General features: G+C 36.6%; 15 protein-coding genes and 1 riboswitch. Of the genes, 1 reads left to right on the top strand and 14 read right to left on the bottom strand.

Annotation, left to right across the window (positions count from 1 at the left end):
- Positions 1 to 71: 71 nt before the first annotated feature.
- From ftsX to ACQKP0_RS20620, 12 genes are all read right to left on the bottom strand, one after another.
- The gene (gene ftsX / locus ACQKP0_RS20675) at positions 72 to 956 is read right to left on the bottom strand and encodes a permease-like cell division protein FtsX (RefSeq protein ID WP_427407733.1); all 885 of its coding nucleotides are present in this window, start codon (positions 954 to 956) and stop codon (positions 72 to 74) included.
- The gene (gene ftsE / locus ACQKP0_RS20670; protein WP_427407732.1) at positions 946 to 1,632 is read right to left on the bottom strand and encodes a cell division ATP-binding protein FtsE; all 687 of its coding nucleotides are present in this window, start codon (positions 1,630 to 1,632) and stop codon (positions 946 to 948) included. Before ftsE ends, ftsX begins: the two co-directional genes overlap by 11 nt.
- 335 nt (positions 1,633 to 1,967) lie before the next feature.
- Positions 1,968 to 2,291 carry a cytochrome c551 gene (cccB, locus tag ACQKP0_RS20665; RefSeq protein ID WP_427407778.1) on the bottom strand — a complete coding sequence of 108 codons (324 nt, stop codon included), beginning with the start codon at positions 2,289 to 2,291 and terminating at the stop codon, positions 1,968 to 1,970.
- 442 nt (positions 2,292 to 2,733) lie between these two features.
- Positions 2,734 to 3,835 (bottom strand): peptide chain release factor 2 gene (prfB, locus tag ACQKP0_RS20660; RefSeq protein ID WP_427407731.1). Its coding sequence is split into 2 segments (ribosomal slippage): positions 2,734 to 3,762 and positions 3,764 to 3,835, totalling 1,101 coding nucleotides; the frame shifts between segments, so codons are not numbered across the junction.
- A 100-nt stretch (positions 3,836 to 3,935) separates the two neighbouring features.
- Positions 3,936 to 6,449, bottom strand: a complete 2,514-nt coding sequence (gene secA / locus ACQKP0_RS20655) for a preprotein translocase subunit SecA (RefSeq protein WP_427407730.1) — start codon at positions 6,447 to 6,449, stop codon at positions 3,936 to 3,938.
- Positions 6,450 to 6,877: 428 nt separating this feature from the next.
- Positions 6,878 to 7,408, bottom strand: coding sequence for a chromate transporter (locus tag ACQKP0_RS20650; protein ID WP_427407729.1), 531 nt, complete (start codon positions 7,406 to 7,408; stop codon positions 6,878 to 6,880).
- The gene (locus ACQKP0_RS20645; protein WP_427407728.1) at positions 7,405 to 7,965 is read right to left on the bottom strand and encodes a chromate transporter; all 561 of its coding nucleotides are present in this window, start codon (positions 7,963 to 7,965) and stop codon (positions 7,405 to 7,407) included. Before ACQKP0_RS20645 ends, ACQKP0_RS20650 begins: the two co-directional genes overlap by 4 nt.
- Before the next feature lie 327 nt (positions 7,966 to 8,292).
- Positions 8,293 to 9,903 (bottom strand): gamma-glutamyltransferase family protein, encoded by a 1,611-nt coding sequence (locus ACQKP0_RS20640; protein ID WP_427407727.1) that lies wholly within the window; start codon positions 9,901 to 9,903, stop codon positions 8,293 to 8,295.
- Between the two features lie 817 nt (positions 9,904 to 10,720).
- Positions 10,721 to 11,170: an Lrp/AsnC family transcriptional regulator gene (locus ACQKP0_RS20635; RefSeq protein ID WP_427407726.1), complete on the bottom strand. Its 450-nt coding sequence runs from the start codon at positions 11,168 to 11,170 to the stop codon at positions 10,721 to 10,723.
- A 59-nt stretch (positions 11,171 to 11,229) separates the two neighbouring features.
- Positions 11,230 to 11,580: a hypothetical protein gene (locus ACQKP0_RS20630; RefSeq protein WP_427407725.1), complete on the bottom strand. Its 351-nt coding sequence runs from the start codon at positions 11,578 to 11,580 to the stop codon at positions 11,230 to 11,232.
- 147 nt (positions 11,581 to 11,727) lie between these two features.
- Positions 11,728 to 12,276: a ribosome hibernation-promoting factor, HPF/YfiA family gene (gene hpf / locus ACQKP0_RS20625; protein ID WP_427407724.1), complete on the bottom strand. Its 549-nt coding sequence runs from the start codon at positions 12,274 to 12,276 to the stop codon at positions 11,728 to 11,730.
- A 405-nt stretch (positions 12,277 to 12,681) separates the two neighbouring features.
- Positions 12,682 to 13,674: a phosphotransferase enzyme family protein gene (locus ACQKP0_RS20620; protein ID WP_427407723.1), complete on the bottom strand. Its 993-nt coding sequence runs from the start codon at positions 13,672 to 13,674 to the stop codon at positions 12,682 to 12,684.
- Positions 13,675 to 13,835: 161 nt separating this feature from the next.
- Between ACQKP0_RS20620 and ACQKP0_RS20615 the strand changes: the two genes are divergently transcribed.
- Positions 13,836 to 14,144 carry a hypothetical protein gene (locus ACQKP0_RS20615; protein WP_427407722.1) on the top strand — a complete coding sequence of 103 codons (309 nt, stop codon included), beginning with the start codon at positions 13,836 to 13,838 and terminating at the stop codon, positions 14,142 to 14,144.
- A 122-nt stretch (positions 14,145 to 14,266) separates the two neighbouring features.
- Here the strand turns inward: ACQKP0_RS20615 and flaG are convergent, their stop codons facing one another.
- Together flaG and ACQKP0_RS20605 are read right to left on the bottom strand one after the other, a co-directional pair.
- Positions 14,267 to 14,626 (bottom strand): flagellar protein FlaG, encoded by a 360-nt coding sequence (gene flaG, locus ACQKP0_RS20610; RefSeq protein WP_427407721.1) that lies wholly within the window; start codon positions 14,624 to 14,626, stop codon positions 14,267 to 14,269.
- A 170-nt stretch (positions 14,627 to 14,796) separates the two neighbouring features.
- The gene (locus ACQKP0_RS20605) at positions 14,797 to 15,141 is read right to left on the bottom strand and encodes a hypothetical protein (protein ID WP_427407720.1); all 345 of its coding nucleotides are present in this window, start codon (positions 15,139 to 15,141) and stop codon (positions 14,797 to 14,799) included.
- A 205-nt stretch (positions 15,142 to 15,346) separates the two neighbouring features.
- A riboswitch (cyclic di-GMP riboswitch) is annotated at positions 15,347 to 15,430 on the bottom strand.
- Positions 15,431 to 15,434 lie beyond the last annotated feature (4 nt).

Genomic DNA, 15,434 nt, shown 5'->3' with positions numbered 1-15,434 from the left:
TATTTTTTAAACACTATATGTATAGATGTCGAGGCAAGATCTTTCGCCTCGACCATTAAGCTTATGTTGTTTTATATTTTCAAAAAGCGTCGAATGGACATGGTGCTTCCCCAAATACCAATTAAAATGCCCATAAATAGAAGTAATCCTGTAATTTCGAACACAAACGGATTAAAATCAAGTATTTGAATCAATTGACTCTTTAAGCGTGGGGCTAAGAAGCTGTGCAAATAATAGTATCCAAACGAGATAATGAGAATCGGTAAAATTGAACCAATTACTCCTAACCAAAGTCCTTCCATGAGAAATGGCCATCTAATAAACCAGTTAGTTGCACCTACAAGTTTCATAATCTCAATTTCTTTTCGTCTTGCAAATATCGTAATTTTAATAGTGTTGGAAATTAAGAACATGGCTGTAAACAGCAGTCCTATAACAAGTACTAATCCAACATTTCGACTTATTTTTAATACATTAAATAGTTTTTCAACTTTTCCTTCGCCATATTTCGCTGATTCGACATGGTCAAAGGTTTCTATTTGCTTCGCTACTGATGGAGTGTCTGTAGGATTCTTCGTTTTTACGATAAATACGTCATACAGGGGATTATTTTGTTCAAAAAGCTTCATATCATTCCCCATACTGTTGACTAAATTTTGAAGCTCCTGTTCCTTAGAAGAAAATTTAACAGATTGAACTTGACTTAAATTTTCAATTCTATGTTTAAGTGCTTCTTGATCTTGAGGTTTTGCTGTTAAATCGATATGAACTCTAACTTCCACATCATGCTCAATATCTGAAGCAATTTTATTCATATTCATCATAATGACGAAGAATACCCCTACTAATAATAACGTAATGGTTACGGCACTAGCAGAAGCAAACATCATCCATCCATTACGTCCTAAACTTTTAAAGCTTTCACGAAGATGTCGTTTGACCGTTCTAGCCCTCATATCCGTAATCCCCCCGTTGTTCATCACGGACAATGCGGCCGCCTTCAATAGCAATTACCCGATGTCTAATTGTATTAACAATTTCTCGGTTATGTGTTGCCATAACCACTGTTGTCCCTCTAGTATTGATCTCTTCTAATATGTTCATAATTTCCCAAGATGTTTCAGGATCGAGATTCCCTGTTGGCTCGTCCGCAATAACAACCTTTGGTGTATTAATAATTGAACGGGCAATGGAAACACGCTGCTGCTCACCACCAGATAGTTCTGTTGGTAGCATTCTTGATTTATGCTTTAAGCCTACTAGACTTAAAACCTCCATCACTCGTTGTTTGATTTTTTTAGGCTGTTCCTCTATCACTTCTAGTGCAAAAGCAACATTTTCAAAAACAGTTAATGTCGGCAAGAGTTTAAAATCTTGGAAAACAACGCCGATTTGTCTACGAAAATATGGTATGCGGTTATTTTTTAATTTACTTAAATTAATTCCGCTTACCATTATATTGCCTTCTGTTGCTTTTTCCTCACGATACATCATTTTGATAAAAGTAGATTTTCCGGCTCCACTAGGTCCAACGACATAGACGAACTCGCCTTGTTTGATTTGAACATTTAAGTCATTCGCAGCAAGAATTCCATTCGGATATTTTTTATATACATTTTGCATTTCTATCATTTAATCACCTTACTCTTCTAGGATCATTTTTCTAGATGCCATATTCATTCAATTGCTTGTCCTAATTTCCGCTATTTTTTGCAAAAAAATCGAAAGCTGGCGTAATATATCGAAATTAATCACAAATTTATTATAACATCATACACAGCAATGTTAATGGAAAATTATATTACATTTATATTTCAAAGCGAAATAAAAATAAAAAGTTCCCAATATTTATAAAAATTCTTAGTAAATATGAAATAGGTCAAAAAGTCTATTCTCAAGACAAAAGAATCATAAAAAAACAACCTGTTGAAAATTCATCAGGTTGTTTTAACATTTCCATTTTAAGCTTATTTTTTTCCAGATAACCATGTCGCTACTGCATCTGCATCAGTACCTTTGATTACTCCAGGAGGCATACCGCCTTTTCCTTTATTAATGATATTTAAAATTTCATCCTTATTGTATTTTGAACCTACTTTTTGTAAGTTTGGACCTATATTTCCTTCAAGATTTCCCCCGTGACAACTAGAACATTTCTGATCAAAAAGTTTTGCTGCATCACCAGCAGTGGCTGTAGTACCTGTGGTGCCTGTTGTCTCTTGTTTTGCAGTATTTTTGTCCTTACTGCTTGTTCCACAGGCAGCTAAACTAAAAGAAAGCGTTAAAATCATCAGAACTCCTGCTAATTTCTTAAACACATCTGTCAACCTCCTATGTTTGTTGGTAAATAAACCCTTCATCTTTACTATATACCAATCCTAGCTACTTTTGGAGCCTTCCCTACATACCTCATATCCATTCAAATCGTCACAAATGCAGATGGATCAAGGCTTTTCATTAATTGTTTCAACTTTATGAATTCTGCTTATCTATTCCCCATATGGTTCGGCCTTTCAATGAACCACCCTATGGTGATAGTTTTATCTAACATAGGACAAAATTATTCAGGATTCAAATATTTCTTTAAGTATTAACTTTGATAAACTATATAGTACGTTCGAGGATGTGTTCAGCTGACTATAATCATCATAGAAATAGCCAACCGCGTCATTCAAATATTATCTTTAACAAAGCCTATAATAAAAACTTTCACCGAAGTGAAAGCTTTGTTTTTTATGAGATCCGTGAACGCAAATATGCATCAATAAAATTGTCTAATTCTCCGTCCATGACAGCTTGCACATTACCCACTTCTGTATTGGTACGATGATCCTTTACCATTGAATATGGATGGAATACATAAGAACGGATTTGGCTTCCCCAGCCAATTTCTTTTTGTTCACCGCGAATTTCTGCGAGTGCTTTTTCTTTTTCTTCAATCTCTCGTTGATATAGCTTTGCTTTTAGCATGCTTATTGCTGTTTCACGATTTTTTATTTGTGAACGTTCTGATTGACATGTAACAACTATTCCTGTTGGCAAATGTGTAATCCGAACGGCTGAATCGGTGGTGTTAATGTGCTGACCGCCTGCACCACTTGCACGATACGTGTCAATTTTAATATCCTCTGTACGGATTTCGATTTCAATATTTTCATCGAATTCCGGCATAACTTCACAGGATACGAACGACGTATGACGACGACCTGATGAATCGAATGGAGAAATTCGCACCAAGCGATGTACCCCTTTTTCTGCTTTTAAATAGCCATATGCATTATGCCCTTTAATCAATAAAGTAACACTCTTAATTCCGGCCTCGTCGCCAGGTAAATAATCCAGTGTTTCGACCTTAAAGCCTTTTTTCTCGCCCCAGCGTGTGTACATACGGAGTAGCATCGAACCCCAGTCCTGTGATTCTGTACCTCCTGCACCTGGATGAAGCTCCAAAATGGCATTATTTTTATCATAAGGTTCACTTAATAATAGCTGCAGTTCAAATTGATTTAAGCGTTGAAGCAAATCTTGCATTTCATTTTCGAGTTCTTGCTGCAGTTCTGCGTCGTTTTCTTCTTTTACAAGTTCATGTGTTAATTCAAGATTCTCTTGGATTTCAAGAAGATCCTTGTATTCATTAACCATATCCTTTAAGCCATTCGCTTCATTAATAACCGTTTGTGCTGCCTGCTGATCATTCCAAAATTCAGGCTCCAGCATCATTTCATCTAACTCAGCAATCCGAGCTTCTTTGTTTTCGAGGTCAAAGAGACCCCCTAAAGTCCGCTAGTTTTTTAGCTGTTTTTTCAAGTTCAGTACGTATTTCAAATAATTCCATTTGTATCACCTCAGAAGATAAATTAGCATAGGACAGGCATGTTACACCTGTCCGTTTTTATAAAGTAAAAATGTGTTCAATATAAGATTAAAATTAAGAACTATGCATGTTTACCATGACATTGTTTATACTTTTTACCACTTCCGCATGGGCAAGGATCGTTTCGACCGACGTTAACCGTTTTTTTCAAAGGCTTCTTCTTCACTTTTTCGCCGTCTTCTTTCGGATTCACTGCTTGGCCTTTTGCTACTTCCTCACGTTGAAGATTGTTTCGAATCTCAGCTTTCATCACATATTTCGCTGCATCTTCTTCAATCGCTGCTACCATGCCTTCAAACATTGCAAAGCCTTCACTTTGGTATTCACGCAGTGGATCAATTTGACCGTATGCACGTAAATGAATCCCTTGACGTAAATGATCCATCGCATCGATATGGTCAATCCATTTTGAATCAACTGCACGAAGTAAAATAACTTTTTCAAATTCACGCATTTGCTCGGATGTTAAAGATTCTTCTTTTTCATCATATCGAGCTTTTACTTTTTCTTTTATCAATTCAATCATATCTTCCGGATCTTTGCCACGTAATTGTTCAGCTGTGACATCGCCTTCTGGAAGCAAGTTGCCGTTAACATAATCAATTAATCCTTGGAGATTCCAGCTCTCTTCTTCCTCATTACCTGGGGTATGAAGCTGAACCATCCGTTCGATCATAGAGTAAATCATTGTTTCAACAATTTCTCGTAAATTATCAGAGTCTATTACTTCATTACGTTGTTTATAGATGATTTCACGTTGTTGGCGTAATACATCATCATATTGTAAAAGCTGTTTACGTGCATCAAAGTTATTCCCTTCTACACGTTTTTGAGCAGATTCAACCGCACGAGAAACCATTTTACTTTGGATGGGTTGAGAATCGTCCATACCTAGACGCTGCATCATGTTTTTCATATTATCAGAACCAAAGCGGCGCATCAATTCATCTTCCATGGAAAGATAGAATTGTGTAATCCCTGGATCTCCTTGACGACCTGAACGTCCACGGAGCTGATTATCAATACGACGTGATTCATGGCGCTCTGTACCGATAACAGCTAGACCACCAATCTCTATCACACCATCACCAAGTTTGATATCTGTACCACGACCAGCCATATTCGTTGCAATCGTCACAGAACCTTGCTGACCGGCTTCAGCAATGATTTCCGCTTCACGTTCATGGTTTTTTGCGTTTAATACATTATGTCGAACACCTTTTTTCGTTAGTAAGCTTGAAATTAATTCCGAAGTTTCAATTGCAACTGTACCCACAAGAATCGGCTGGCCTTTTTGATGACGTTCGGCAATATCTGCAACAACAGCGTGGAATTTGCCTTCCATACTAGCATAAATTAAGTCTGGTCGGTCATCACGAACGATTGGTTTATTTGTAGGAATTACGATAACTCTCATATTATAGATGTTTCGGAATTCCTCTTCCTCTGTTTTCGCTGTACCTGTCATACCTGAAAGCTTTTCATACATACGGAAGTAGTTTTGGAACGTGATCGTTGCCATTGTCATACTTTCGTTTTGAATTTCAACGGCTTCTTTAGCTTCAATGGCTTGGTGAAGGCCATCACTAAAGCGACGTCCCTTCATGAGACGACCAGTAAATTGGTCAACAATGACAATTTCGCCATCTTGAACAACATAATCCACATCAAGATGCATACTGACAATGGCTTTCAATGCTTGATTAATATGGTGATTTAGCGTTACATGAGAAATATCAAAGAGATTTTCGATACTAAAAGAACGTTCAGCTTTATTAATCCCTTCTTCTGTTAATTGAACACTTTTCGTTTTTTCATCATATGTGTAGTCTTCTTCCTTTTTCAATGTACGAACAAAAGCATTCGCTTGAATATATAAAGAAGTCGATTTTTGTGCTTGACCAGATATGATTAGCGGTGTCCTTGCTTCATCAATTAATATGGAGTCAACCTCATCGATGACAGCATAATTTAAAGGTCGTTGAACACGCTGCTCTTTATATAGCACCATATTGTCACGAAGATAATCGAAACCAAATTCGTTGTTTGTTCCATAAGTAATATCGGCAGCATAAGCTTCCTGTTTTTCCTCGCTTGACATGCTATTTAAGTTTAATCCGACTGTTAAACCTAAGAATTGATATAGCTCGCCCATTTCGGTAGCATCACGGCTAGCCAAATATTCATTAACAGTAACAACGTGAACACCTTTTCCAGAAATCGCATTTAAATAAACAGGCATTGTTGCTGTTAATGTTTTACCTTCACCGGTTTTCATCTCTGAGATATTTCCTTCGTGTAAAGAAATACCCCCCATTAGCTGTACATGGTATGGATATAGACCAAGCACCCTGCGGGCACCTTCCCGAACAACAGCAAATGCTTCTACTAATAAATCATCCAACGTCTCACCATTTTGGTAGCGTTGTTTAAATTCCTCAGTTTTTTCTCTAAGCTGGTCATCAGACAGCTTTTCCATATCGGAGGCTAGTTCTTCAATCTGACTTGCTAACTTATCAAGTCGTTTAATTTCACGTTTATTTGCATCAAAAACTTTTTCTAAAAAAGCAACCATTTAGTAAACGCTCCTTTATATTTAAGGCTCTTTTCTTAAATGTAACTGTAATTTGAATCATAACTTTTTAATAAACAACTTTTACCTTTTGAAAAGATAGACTTTTATAAGAAAAGATGCCCAGAAACTAAATTATATCAGGATTTTAAAAATTTTACGAAAAAGGCAATAGTCGTTAAGATCTCATTATATCTAAAATGTGAGAAAGTTTATTATGTTGAAAAAAACAAAAATCTCTCACAAAAAAATCCATAATTTTGTACCTAATTAAATTTTAACATTGTATGCTATCAAGTGACAACTAAACAACAAAAATACAGTTCGGATTTACAAATTACTAACAAGAGAAGGCGGTTAAAAAACATAAAAACAGAGGGTAATCCCGAAAGCAATTGTGTTCATCACTTTTGGGACACCCTCAAGTTTGTTTAGCCGAGGAAGATGGCTCCGTATAAAAGTGCTCCGCCAATGACGAAGACTGGGTTTACCTTCCACTTTTCTAGCAGAAGGAGACTAACTGCGCCTAAAAAGATCGTGTGGATAATACCTATTCCTTTATAAGAGCTAGTAAAAAAGTCGATTGTCATAACTCCTAATAAAACGGCGATAGCCGGACGAACAAGCTTTGTCATATTTTTTACTTTAGGAGAGTCTTTAAATTTCAACAAAAGACCTAATAAAATAATTAATAATAGGATGGACGGTGCAACGGTCGCAAATAACCCAACGATTGCTCCTAGAATCCCGCCTTGGTCATACCCGATAAAGCCGGCCATTTTCGTAGCAATTGGCCCTGGCAATGCATTTCCTAAAGCAACCATTTCGCTAAATTCATGAACGGTATACCAGCTATAACGATCCACCACTTCATGTTCAAGAAGAGGAATAGATGCAGGTCCCCCACCATATCCTAAAAAGTTTGCCATAAAATTTGAAATAAAAATTTGCCAATAGATCATGATGCTTTCACCTGTTTCTCAAGCTTTTTCTGTTTAGAAAATAAAGCTGCAACTAAAAGTCCTACAATCATAATAGCTGGATGAAGTCCTAGTATATTCATCACAACAATACTAATAACAATGACAATAATAGTAGAAATCCATCCCATTGAATTTTTGGACTTTTTGATAAAATCCCAGGTTAACACTCCAAGCATTACACCGGCAATTGGAACAACAGCTCTGGACATTCCTCTTACCCATGGTTTGTCATTATAGGCGTGTAGAACAGTTAATAAAATTATCATTAAAATGACCGTTGGAAGTACAGTTGCCGCTAAAGCATTCATCATTCCCCAAAATCCGCCAACCCGCCAGCCAATATAACCTGACATTTTCGTATTAATTGGACCTGGAAGCGTATTAGCTAGAGCAAGTATATCCGAAAATTCTTCATCGTCCATCCATTTATAGTTTTTTACAACTTCCCTATGCATAAGAGGAATGGCCGAAAGCCCCCCGCCATATCCGAGCATACCTGAACGGAAAAAGGCAACAAAAATATCACGTTGTTTCATTTATATCAACTTCCTTTAAATGCTTAATCTTTTGATGTGCGTTCATTGTTGATTTTCATATGCCAATATCATTAGTTTTAGATTGACCGTATTTTTAAGATGCTATTAGGAAAAGCGCAAGCGCCGCAGCTCTAGCGTACGGATTTCATAGTCTTCGACTGAGATAAAGGAGACACGGCAAGGGAAGAGTCGATGTTGACTTATCGTAGGGAGAAGACGGAGAAATCCGCTATCCGATAGGCGCTGGAGCTAGACACAGCAGACACTTTTCATGCCTAATATCTTTAGTAAATTTTATGCTTTCTTACCTTTTAGGAAAAACTTCTCTTACCAAGCAGCAATCGATCCGTCAGTTCTTGATTCTGTCCCGCCCATTAGAACACCGGTTTCAGTATTTCTCCAAATAATTTGCCCTCGGCCGAAGCCTCCTGAATCCGGTTTAATTTGGATTTGATGGCCCTTTCTAATAAGTGCTAGAGCTATATGGTTTGGAAAATTAGGTTCAACTTCAACTTTTTTACCTTCAATCCATTGCCAACGTGGTGCATCCAGTGCTGCTTGTGGATTTAAAAGAAAATCGACCGTATTCATGATCACTTGGAAATGTCCTTGTGGCTGTAGAAAACCACCCATAACACCAAATGGCCCAACAGCTTCATTGTCTTTTGTCAGGAAGCCCGGAATAATCGTATGGTATGTTTTCTTTCCCGGCTGTAATGCGTTCGCATGCTCAGGATCTAGAGAAAAATCGTGTCCACGGTTTTGCAGCGAGATACCTGTACCAGGAATGACAATTCCAGAACCAAAGCCCATATAATTACTTTGAATAAAGCTCACCATATTCCCTTCATGATCAGCTGCCGCTAAATAAACGGTTCCTCCACTTGGTGGTTGATATGGATCAGGAGTAATCGCTGTTTCACTAATAAGTGCACGTCTTGCCTTTGCATATTCTTCCGAAAGCAGATGCTCTGTTTCAAGCTTCATATGTCTTGAATCGGTAATAAAATTCTTTCCATCGGTAAAGGCAAGCTTTATAGCTTCAATCTGTTTGTGGTATGTATCAACTGTTTCTTTTTCGACAAAATCAAAACCTCTAGCGATATTAAGAGCCATCAATGCTATAAGCCCTTGCCCATTCGGTGGTATTTCCCACACATCATATCCTCGATAATTTGTAGAAATCGGTTCGACCCACTCGGCACGGAAATCAGCTAAATCCTCTTTTGATAAAAATCCGTCATACTTTTGAATATATTCAACTATTTTTCCAGCTAATTCCCCACGGTAAAAGCTCTCAGCATTTGTATTAGCAATCGATCTTAAAGTAGCTGCATGACCTGGTGATCTCCACATCTCACCAATATTCGGTGCTTTTTCATTTGGAGCAAATGTTTCAAACCAAGGTTTAAACTCTTCATCTTTTAACATTTCCTTAAATCGTCTGTATGCCAGCTGCCAATACTTCCCGAGAATAGGTGTTAAAGGATAGCCTCCTTCAGCGTAACGGATAGCTGGTTCTAATACTTCTTGTAAGGAAAGTTTCCCAAACCTTTGCGAAAGCTCTGCCCATGCCGCCGGAGCACCTGGAACAGTAATTGGAATCACACCATATGTGGGCATTTTTTCATGTCCTCGTGCACGAACGGCTTCAATTGAAATGGACTTAGGTGCCGGGCCACTGGCATTTAATCCATGCAACTTTCCATTGGTCCAAACAAGTGCAAAAACATCACCGCCAATTCCGTTTGAAGTCGGTTCTACGACAGTTAGTGCAGCTGCAGTTGCAATCGCCGCATCGATTGCATTTCCCCCTTTACGGAGAACTTCAAGACCAGCCTGTGATGCTAAAGGCTGTGAAGTTGCTACCATCCCGTTTCTTGCAAAAACCGTATTACGAATGGAAGAATACGGTTGATACAGATGATCCAGATTCACTTCTCCCCACTCCCTATTCCAAATGAATATACCCTCTTTTTGTTTACATTTGTTCGTTTTTTAATTGATTTTAATTTACAAACGGAATTACTTTTCTATAAATATGATTATATAGAAAACTATTATTATATTCTATAAAAAGATTTTAAATTTTTTAAATATAGGTGGTGAAGACACACATGAATGATGTGGTATGGTTATTTTTTCGGGATCTCTTTTTTGCGGGTTGTGAGTTTTGTTTGGTGGTTTTAAGGATAGATTTGAGAGATTTTCTGGGGGTGGGCATGATTCAGCGGCTTGATGACCGTTCCAGGAGTTTTTTTATGGTCACAGGAGTCATTCGGCAACTTTGATGACCGCTTTGCGGAATTTCCTTAGGTTACGGGAGTCATTGGACCTCTTTGACGACTGTTCCGCGGGTTTTTCTTGGGTTACGGGAGTCATTGGGCCGCTTTGACGACCGCTCTGCAGTTTTTCATTGGGTTACGGGAGTCATCGGGCATCTTTGACGACCGCTCCTCGGGTTTTTCTTGAGATACAGGAGTCATTGGGCAGCTTTAACGACCGTTCCGCGGGTTTTTCTTGGGTTACGGGAATCATTTGGCCTCTTTGACGACCGCTCTGCAGTTTTTCATTGGGTTACGGGAGTCATCGGGCCTCCTTGATGACTGCTCTTCGGGTTTTTCTTGAGATGCGGGAGTCATTTGGCCTCTTTGACGACCGTTCCGAGGGTTTTTCTCGGGTTACGGGAGTCATTTGGCCTCTTTGACGACCGCTTTGGGAGTTTTTTCTGAATGATTTTAATAAAATATTTTCCTTATAGTTTAAGTCCGTTACGGCTTTTGAATCTTCTTAGGAGGATATTACTTTCTACTCTTGTAATACCTTCTAAGCAATAAAGCTCGTTATTGATAAAGTTTTCGAGGCTAGAAAAATCCTCCACTAATACATGCATATGTAATGTACTTGGACCGGTCATTTGATAGCAGCTGGCGACATTAGGATTATCAGCGAGCTTTTGGGCGACTTCCACTAAAAAAGCAGGTTCACAATCCACTTCAAAAAAAGCGGAAACATGCTTCCCAACTTTTTCAGAGTTTATAACTACGGAAAACTTTTCGATTACTCCGTTATTCATTAAATGATTTACGCGTTCACGGACGGCTACCCTTGATAAATTCAATTGTTTACCAATATCTGCATACGATAGGCGGCCATTTTCCGTAAGTAATTGAAGAATTTTGCGATCGGTCTCATCTATTTTCATGATGCCACCCCTATTTCGAAATTTACTCCTTTTATTATAGCTTTACATTTAAGCAACTACTAATAATTTATTTCTGCCCATTCTGTTGCATTATATTTTATCCATTCGTTCACTTGAACTTTATTAAAATATTTTTCATCATTCACTTTAATATAGGGTATAAATTCATATATATCAAAACTGGTTAGATCTGCCCTTTCGATATCTTGGTGGAAAATAATTTCTTCAAGCTGATCAACTGACATACTTAAATATTTCGCAGTTTCTTCTATAGTTAGCAGCCCTTTATCCAAATTACTAACTTCTTTTTTATTTTTTTGATTACTATTTGATATACCTATTTGCATACCACAATAAATGATGGATAAACTTAAGATGATTATTGCTGCTGATAAAAAATGCTTACTCACAATCCCCCTCCTAACAAACTCGTTTCTTTTATTTTTATTCTTTAATATGCTTGATTTATCCTTCATTTACATGCTACGCACAAAAAAACACATGAGATTTAGCAGTAATCTCATGTGTTTTTTGAGTGTATGTTTAAAGAAACTATATTATTTTGTCTCAATCAATCCGTATTTTCCGTCTCTACGACGATAAACGATGTTTGTATTATTTGATTCAGCGTCTGTGTAGACGAAGAAATTGTGGCCAAGCATGTTCATTTGCAATACAGCTTCTTCACTATCCATCGGCTTGAGATCGAATTGTTTCGTACGAACAACTTCCAACTCAAGGTCATCTTCGGCTTCAGCGTGGCTGTTCCCGTTAGTGAAAAATTCCTGTGTACTTCCCTGTTCACGCAATTTGCGGTTAACTTTTGTTTTATGTTTTCGAATTTGTCGTTCTAGTTTGTCAACGATTAAGTCTATTGCTGCATACATATCGTCATTGACTTCCTCTGCCCTTAAAACCAATTGTGGTAAAGGAATGGTGACTTCAACTTTTGCTTTTTTATCTTGATACACTTTTAAATTTACATGTACATTTGCTTCAGGTACTTCAGTAAAATAACGTTCAAGCTTGCTGACCTTTTTCTCTACGTATTCTCGAATTGCTGGAGTTACCTCAATGTTTTCGCCACGAATGTTGTAGTTCATCATATGGAATCCTCCTTGTCATTAGTAATGCTTGTGTATAGCAAATTAATAAAAGTTTTACCTAATATTAATGCTATGTTTATATATTTCTATTATACCCGTCCAAATTCCTGCTTAAAACCAAAGAAAATTTCGTCGAATTTGTCACATGTTTATAGTTCTTGTCGAAACAGTAGTTTTTATACCCTATATTAACCTTGGCCACGCGTAGGAAAATTGTCTTTCCCAAATGAAAGCCCCTTTTATTTCATTTTGAAAAAAATTGTCTGATTAAGCATCCTTTCTTATTCTAGAACAAAAAAATAGAGAGTGATCTAAAGTATTAGACACCTCAATTCAATATATATAAGAAGGCTTGAGTATATTCATGCTTTTTATATTCTCCAACTATTCATTCCTTCCTTTTTATCAAACACTTATATCTACTATTGGCACATTCTTTTCGATTCTTTCTTTAATTTCACTCATCCAATGAACGACACGCTCATTTCGATCCTCAGGAGCAATTTTCTTATTAAAAACAGCATATAAATCGATATCACGAAGCTGTAAAAATAATGGAATTCTCTCAAGCCATTCACGTGTTAACTGATTTTCCTCATTGTATCCATCGAGAAATGCTGTTAAAAACTTATGAGCAAATTGATTCCGTTCCTCTCTCGTTCCAAAAAAATGCTTTGAATTTACAGCATAATAAAGTGGAATCGCAATATCCGAGACGAAATATTGATAGGATGCATCATCGAAATCAAAGACATAAATCTCCTCACCATCATAGAAAAAATTCCCATGATGAATATCCGTATGTATTAATCCATAGCTGTTCTTATTTTGAGGCAATTGTTTAATTTTTGCTACTACACTTTTTGCACTTTCTAACAATAAGGAATTTTCACCTGTGTAATATTTTTCAAAATCAAGAAGATCGTTTTCATCCCAATGGTATCTTGAAACAATTCCTTTTGATTGCTGATAATCCTTTGTATGTCGGTGCATCTTCCCAATCATTCTTCCCCACTTATAAAATAATTTTTCATTAAAAGCAGGTTCATCTATTTTAATTGAATACCCAGAGGCTTTTTCAAAAAGACTCGCGAAAAAAAATGAATTCTCGACTGCAAATTCCTCCACTAACTTTCCACTCGGTGAAAGATAAACTGCTGGAATCCTGATCCCACTTTGGTGTAAATACCGAATCCAATCTATTTCTGATTCAAGCTGCTGCTTTGATCGGTGAGAGCTATGGGTTACCCTTAAAATTTTTGGCTGTCCATTTTCATAAACTTCATAAACATAATTTTCAAAATCTCCAAGTTTTTTATACTCCGAATCTAGATTAAATTTATTTCGTATCTGTTCTATTACCCCTGTAGAGAATTGTCTTTCTATAGTTTTTTCCATGATATCCCCCTGTTATTGTCCTAATTTTGAGAAAATTATAGCACAACCATGATAATATTTCTGTATTTTTTTATTAATTGTGACAACAACCCAAGCGCCCTATCAGCTTTTTTCATAATCTTTAGGGAAAACGTTTATAAAAAAATTGAGGAGGAGAAAGAATGAACCCTGAATATTATCAAGTACCAGACTGGAGTGTCCGTGAACCGATAACTCTCGACGAAACAAGACAATTTGGATTTGGCCGACCGTTTGGATTCGGAAGACCATTCGGCTTTGGCAGGCCATTCGGTTTTGGAAGACCATTTGGCTTTGGTAGGCCATTCGGTTTTGGAAGACCATTCTTTGGAGGTCCTTTCTTTGGAGGATTTCTGGGAGGCTTAGCGACATCCGCATTATTAGCACCTGGATTTTATGGTGGATATCCTTACCCTTATCCTTACTATGGGTATCCTTACCCATATTATTAATTTTAAATAGCAAAAAAAGAGGTATTCGCTATTGGAATACCTCTTTTAATAATTTTTAGAGTGACGAATTAGAAACATAATATGTTTTAAGAAAGCCTTATCATTTCTTTAAATAATAAATTTTAAATCTTTCTGTCAACCATAACTCCTAGAAATTCAGTCATTGCTGCATACATATCAAGCATTTTTTTTGAAGGAATTTCTTTGACCACTTCTTGTGTTATATCGTCAATGACAGTTACGTAATACTCATTTAATTTATCATGAAACTCGAATTTTAAATGGGTATTTGATGCAGAAACGAAATCATTCATACTGTCTACGATTTTTTCTAACTTATCTTTTGATACCGTTTCTCTAATAGTATTTTGTTGTTGCTGTGATTGAAACGATTCTGTTGTATTCATACCGTTAGTTTCTCTACGAACCGAGTTAGTAATAGTTGATACGGGCTGCACTTGTCCTCCAAGGTGCTTAATCATCAGTAAATCTCCCTTCCTTATATTAACTATTCTTTATATCGGTAGGGAGATTTGAAATCTTTAAAGAATTTTACAACTATTATGTTCCCCTAGCTGTCATGTTTAGGTGCGAAAAATCATATGAGGTATTTGGAAAATATCTAATAAAGGAGATAATAAGAAGCCTTATATCAGCAGTCGTAGTTATTATTGCTCAATATTCCTATTAGTATATATTTTATATAAGAAGAGATTTCTGATTTTCTACCAAGTATCAATTGTAGCATATGTATTAGTTCAACTACTTCATTTCTTTTTAAGTTAATCAAGAGTAACTCCACAATTTGTTCCTTTTTCAATTCAAGTTTTTCGTTGTTGTTAATCTCTATGTTTACATATTTTAAAGGTTGTAAACTTTGATTCAATATTCTCTTTACCTGATTTTGACTCAAACGTATTTTTGAATAGACTTCCGAATATTCTTCCCATGAATGAGACTCATTGTTTATTTGTGAAATATTAGACTCAATAACCATTTTATACTCCTCCATATCCTCATTTATTTATAATCTATTTATTGGATTGAAACGCAAATGTTTGATGTCTACTCTTCACAAATGTGTAAAGAATCACCGATATAAAGTATTAACCGACACAATGAAACTAACAAGTTTCTTCCCAGTAGCAATAAAAAAACTGCACTAAATAAAATAGGGCAGCTAGGAATATACGTAATATACATTCGGTAACCCAGCCATCATAGTCAAAGACTTTAGATCTGAAGCTTTGCGTCTCTACCTTTCGATAGATTTGCCATTTCGTGTTGTTA

Origin of the sequence: Heyndrickxia sp. NPDC080065 (assembly GCF_050281185.1) — a bacterium.
Lineage (GTDB): Bacteria > Bacillota > Bacilli > Bacillales > Bacillaceae_C > Heyndrickxia.
Note: the sequence above shows the minus strand (reverse complement) of the source record. Positions and strands in the feature narration are given on the sequence as shown.

What these genes read in the sequence shown, in the direction of transcription:
- ACQKP0_RS20635 (WP_427407726.1), bottom strand. Translation starts at nt 11,170, where the DNA reads ATGAAAATAGATGAGACCGATCGCAAAATTCTTCAATTACTTACGGAA.
- ACQKP0_RS20645 (WP_427407728.1), bottom strand. Translation starts at nt 7,965, where the DNA reads ATGAAACAACGTGATATTTTTGTTGCCTTTTTCCGTTCAGGTATGCTC.
- secA (WP_427407730.1), bottom strand. Translation starts at nt 6,449, where the DNA reads ATGGTTGCTTTTTTAGAAAAAGTTTTTGATGCAAATAAACGTGAAATT.
- ACQKP0_RS20620 (WP_427407723.1), bottom strand. Translation starts at nt 13,674, where the DNA reads ATGGAAAAAACTATAGAAAGACAATTCTCTACAGGGGTAATAGAACAG.
- flaG (WP_427407721.1), bottom strand. Translation starts at nt 14,626, where the DNA reads ATGATTAAGCACCTTGGAGGACAAGTGCAGCCCGTATCAACTATTACT.
- hpf (WP_427407724.1), bottom strand. Translation starts at nt 12,276, where the DNA reads ATGATGAACTACAACATTCGTGGCGAAAACATTGAGGTAACTCCAGCA.
- ACQKP0_RS20650 (WP_427407729.1), bottom strand. Translation starts at nt 7,408, where the DNA reads ATGATCTATTGGCAAATTTTTATTTCAAATTTTATGGCAAACTTTTTA.
- cccB (WP_427407778.1), bottom strand. Translation starts at nt 2,291, where the DNA reads ATGATTTTAACGCTTTCTTTTAGTTTAGCTGCCTGTGGAACAAGCAGT.
- ftsE (WP_427407732.1), bottom strand. Translation starts at nt 1,632, where the DNA reads ATGATAGAAATGCAAAATGTATATAAAAAATATCCGAATGGAATTCTT.
- ftsX (WP_427407733.1), bottom strand. Translation starts at nt 956, where the DNA reads ATGAGGGCTAGAACGGTCAAACGACATCTTCGTGAAAGCTTTAAAAGT.
- ACQKP0_RS20615 (WP_427407722.1), top strand. Translation starts at nt 13,836, where the DNA reads ATGAACCCTGAATATTATCAAGTACCAGACTGGAGTGTCCGTGAACCG.
- ACQKP0_RS20605 (WP_427407720.1), bottom strand. Translation starts at nt 15,141, where the DNA reads ATGGTTATTGAGTCTAATATTTCACAAATAAACAATGAGTCTCATTCA.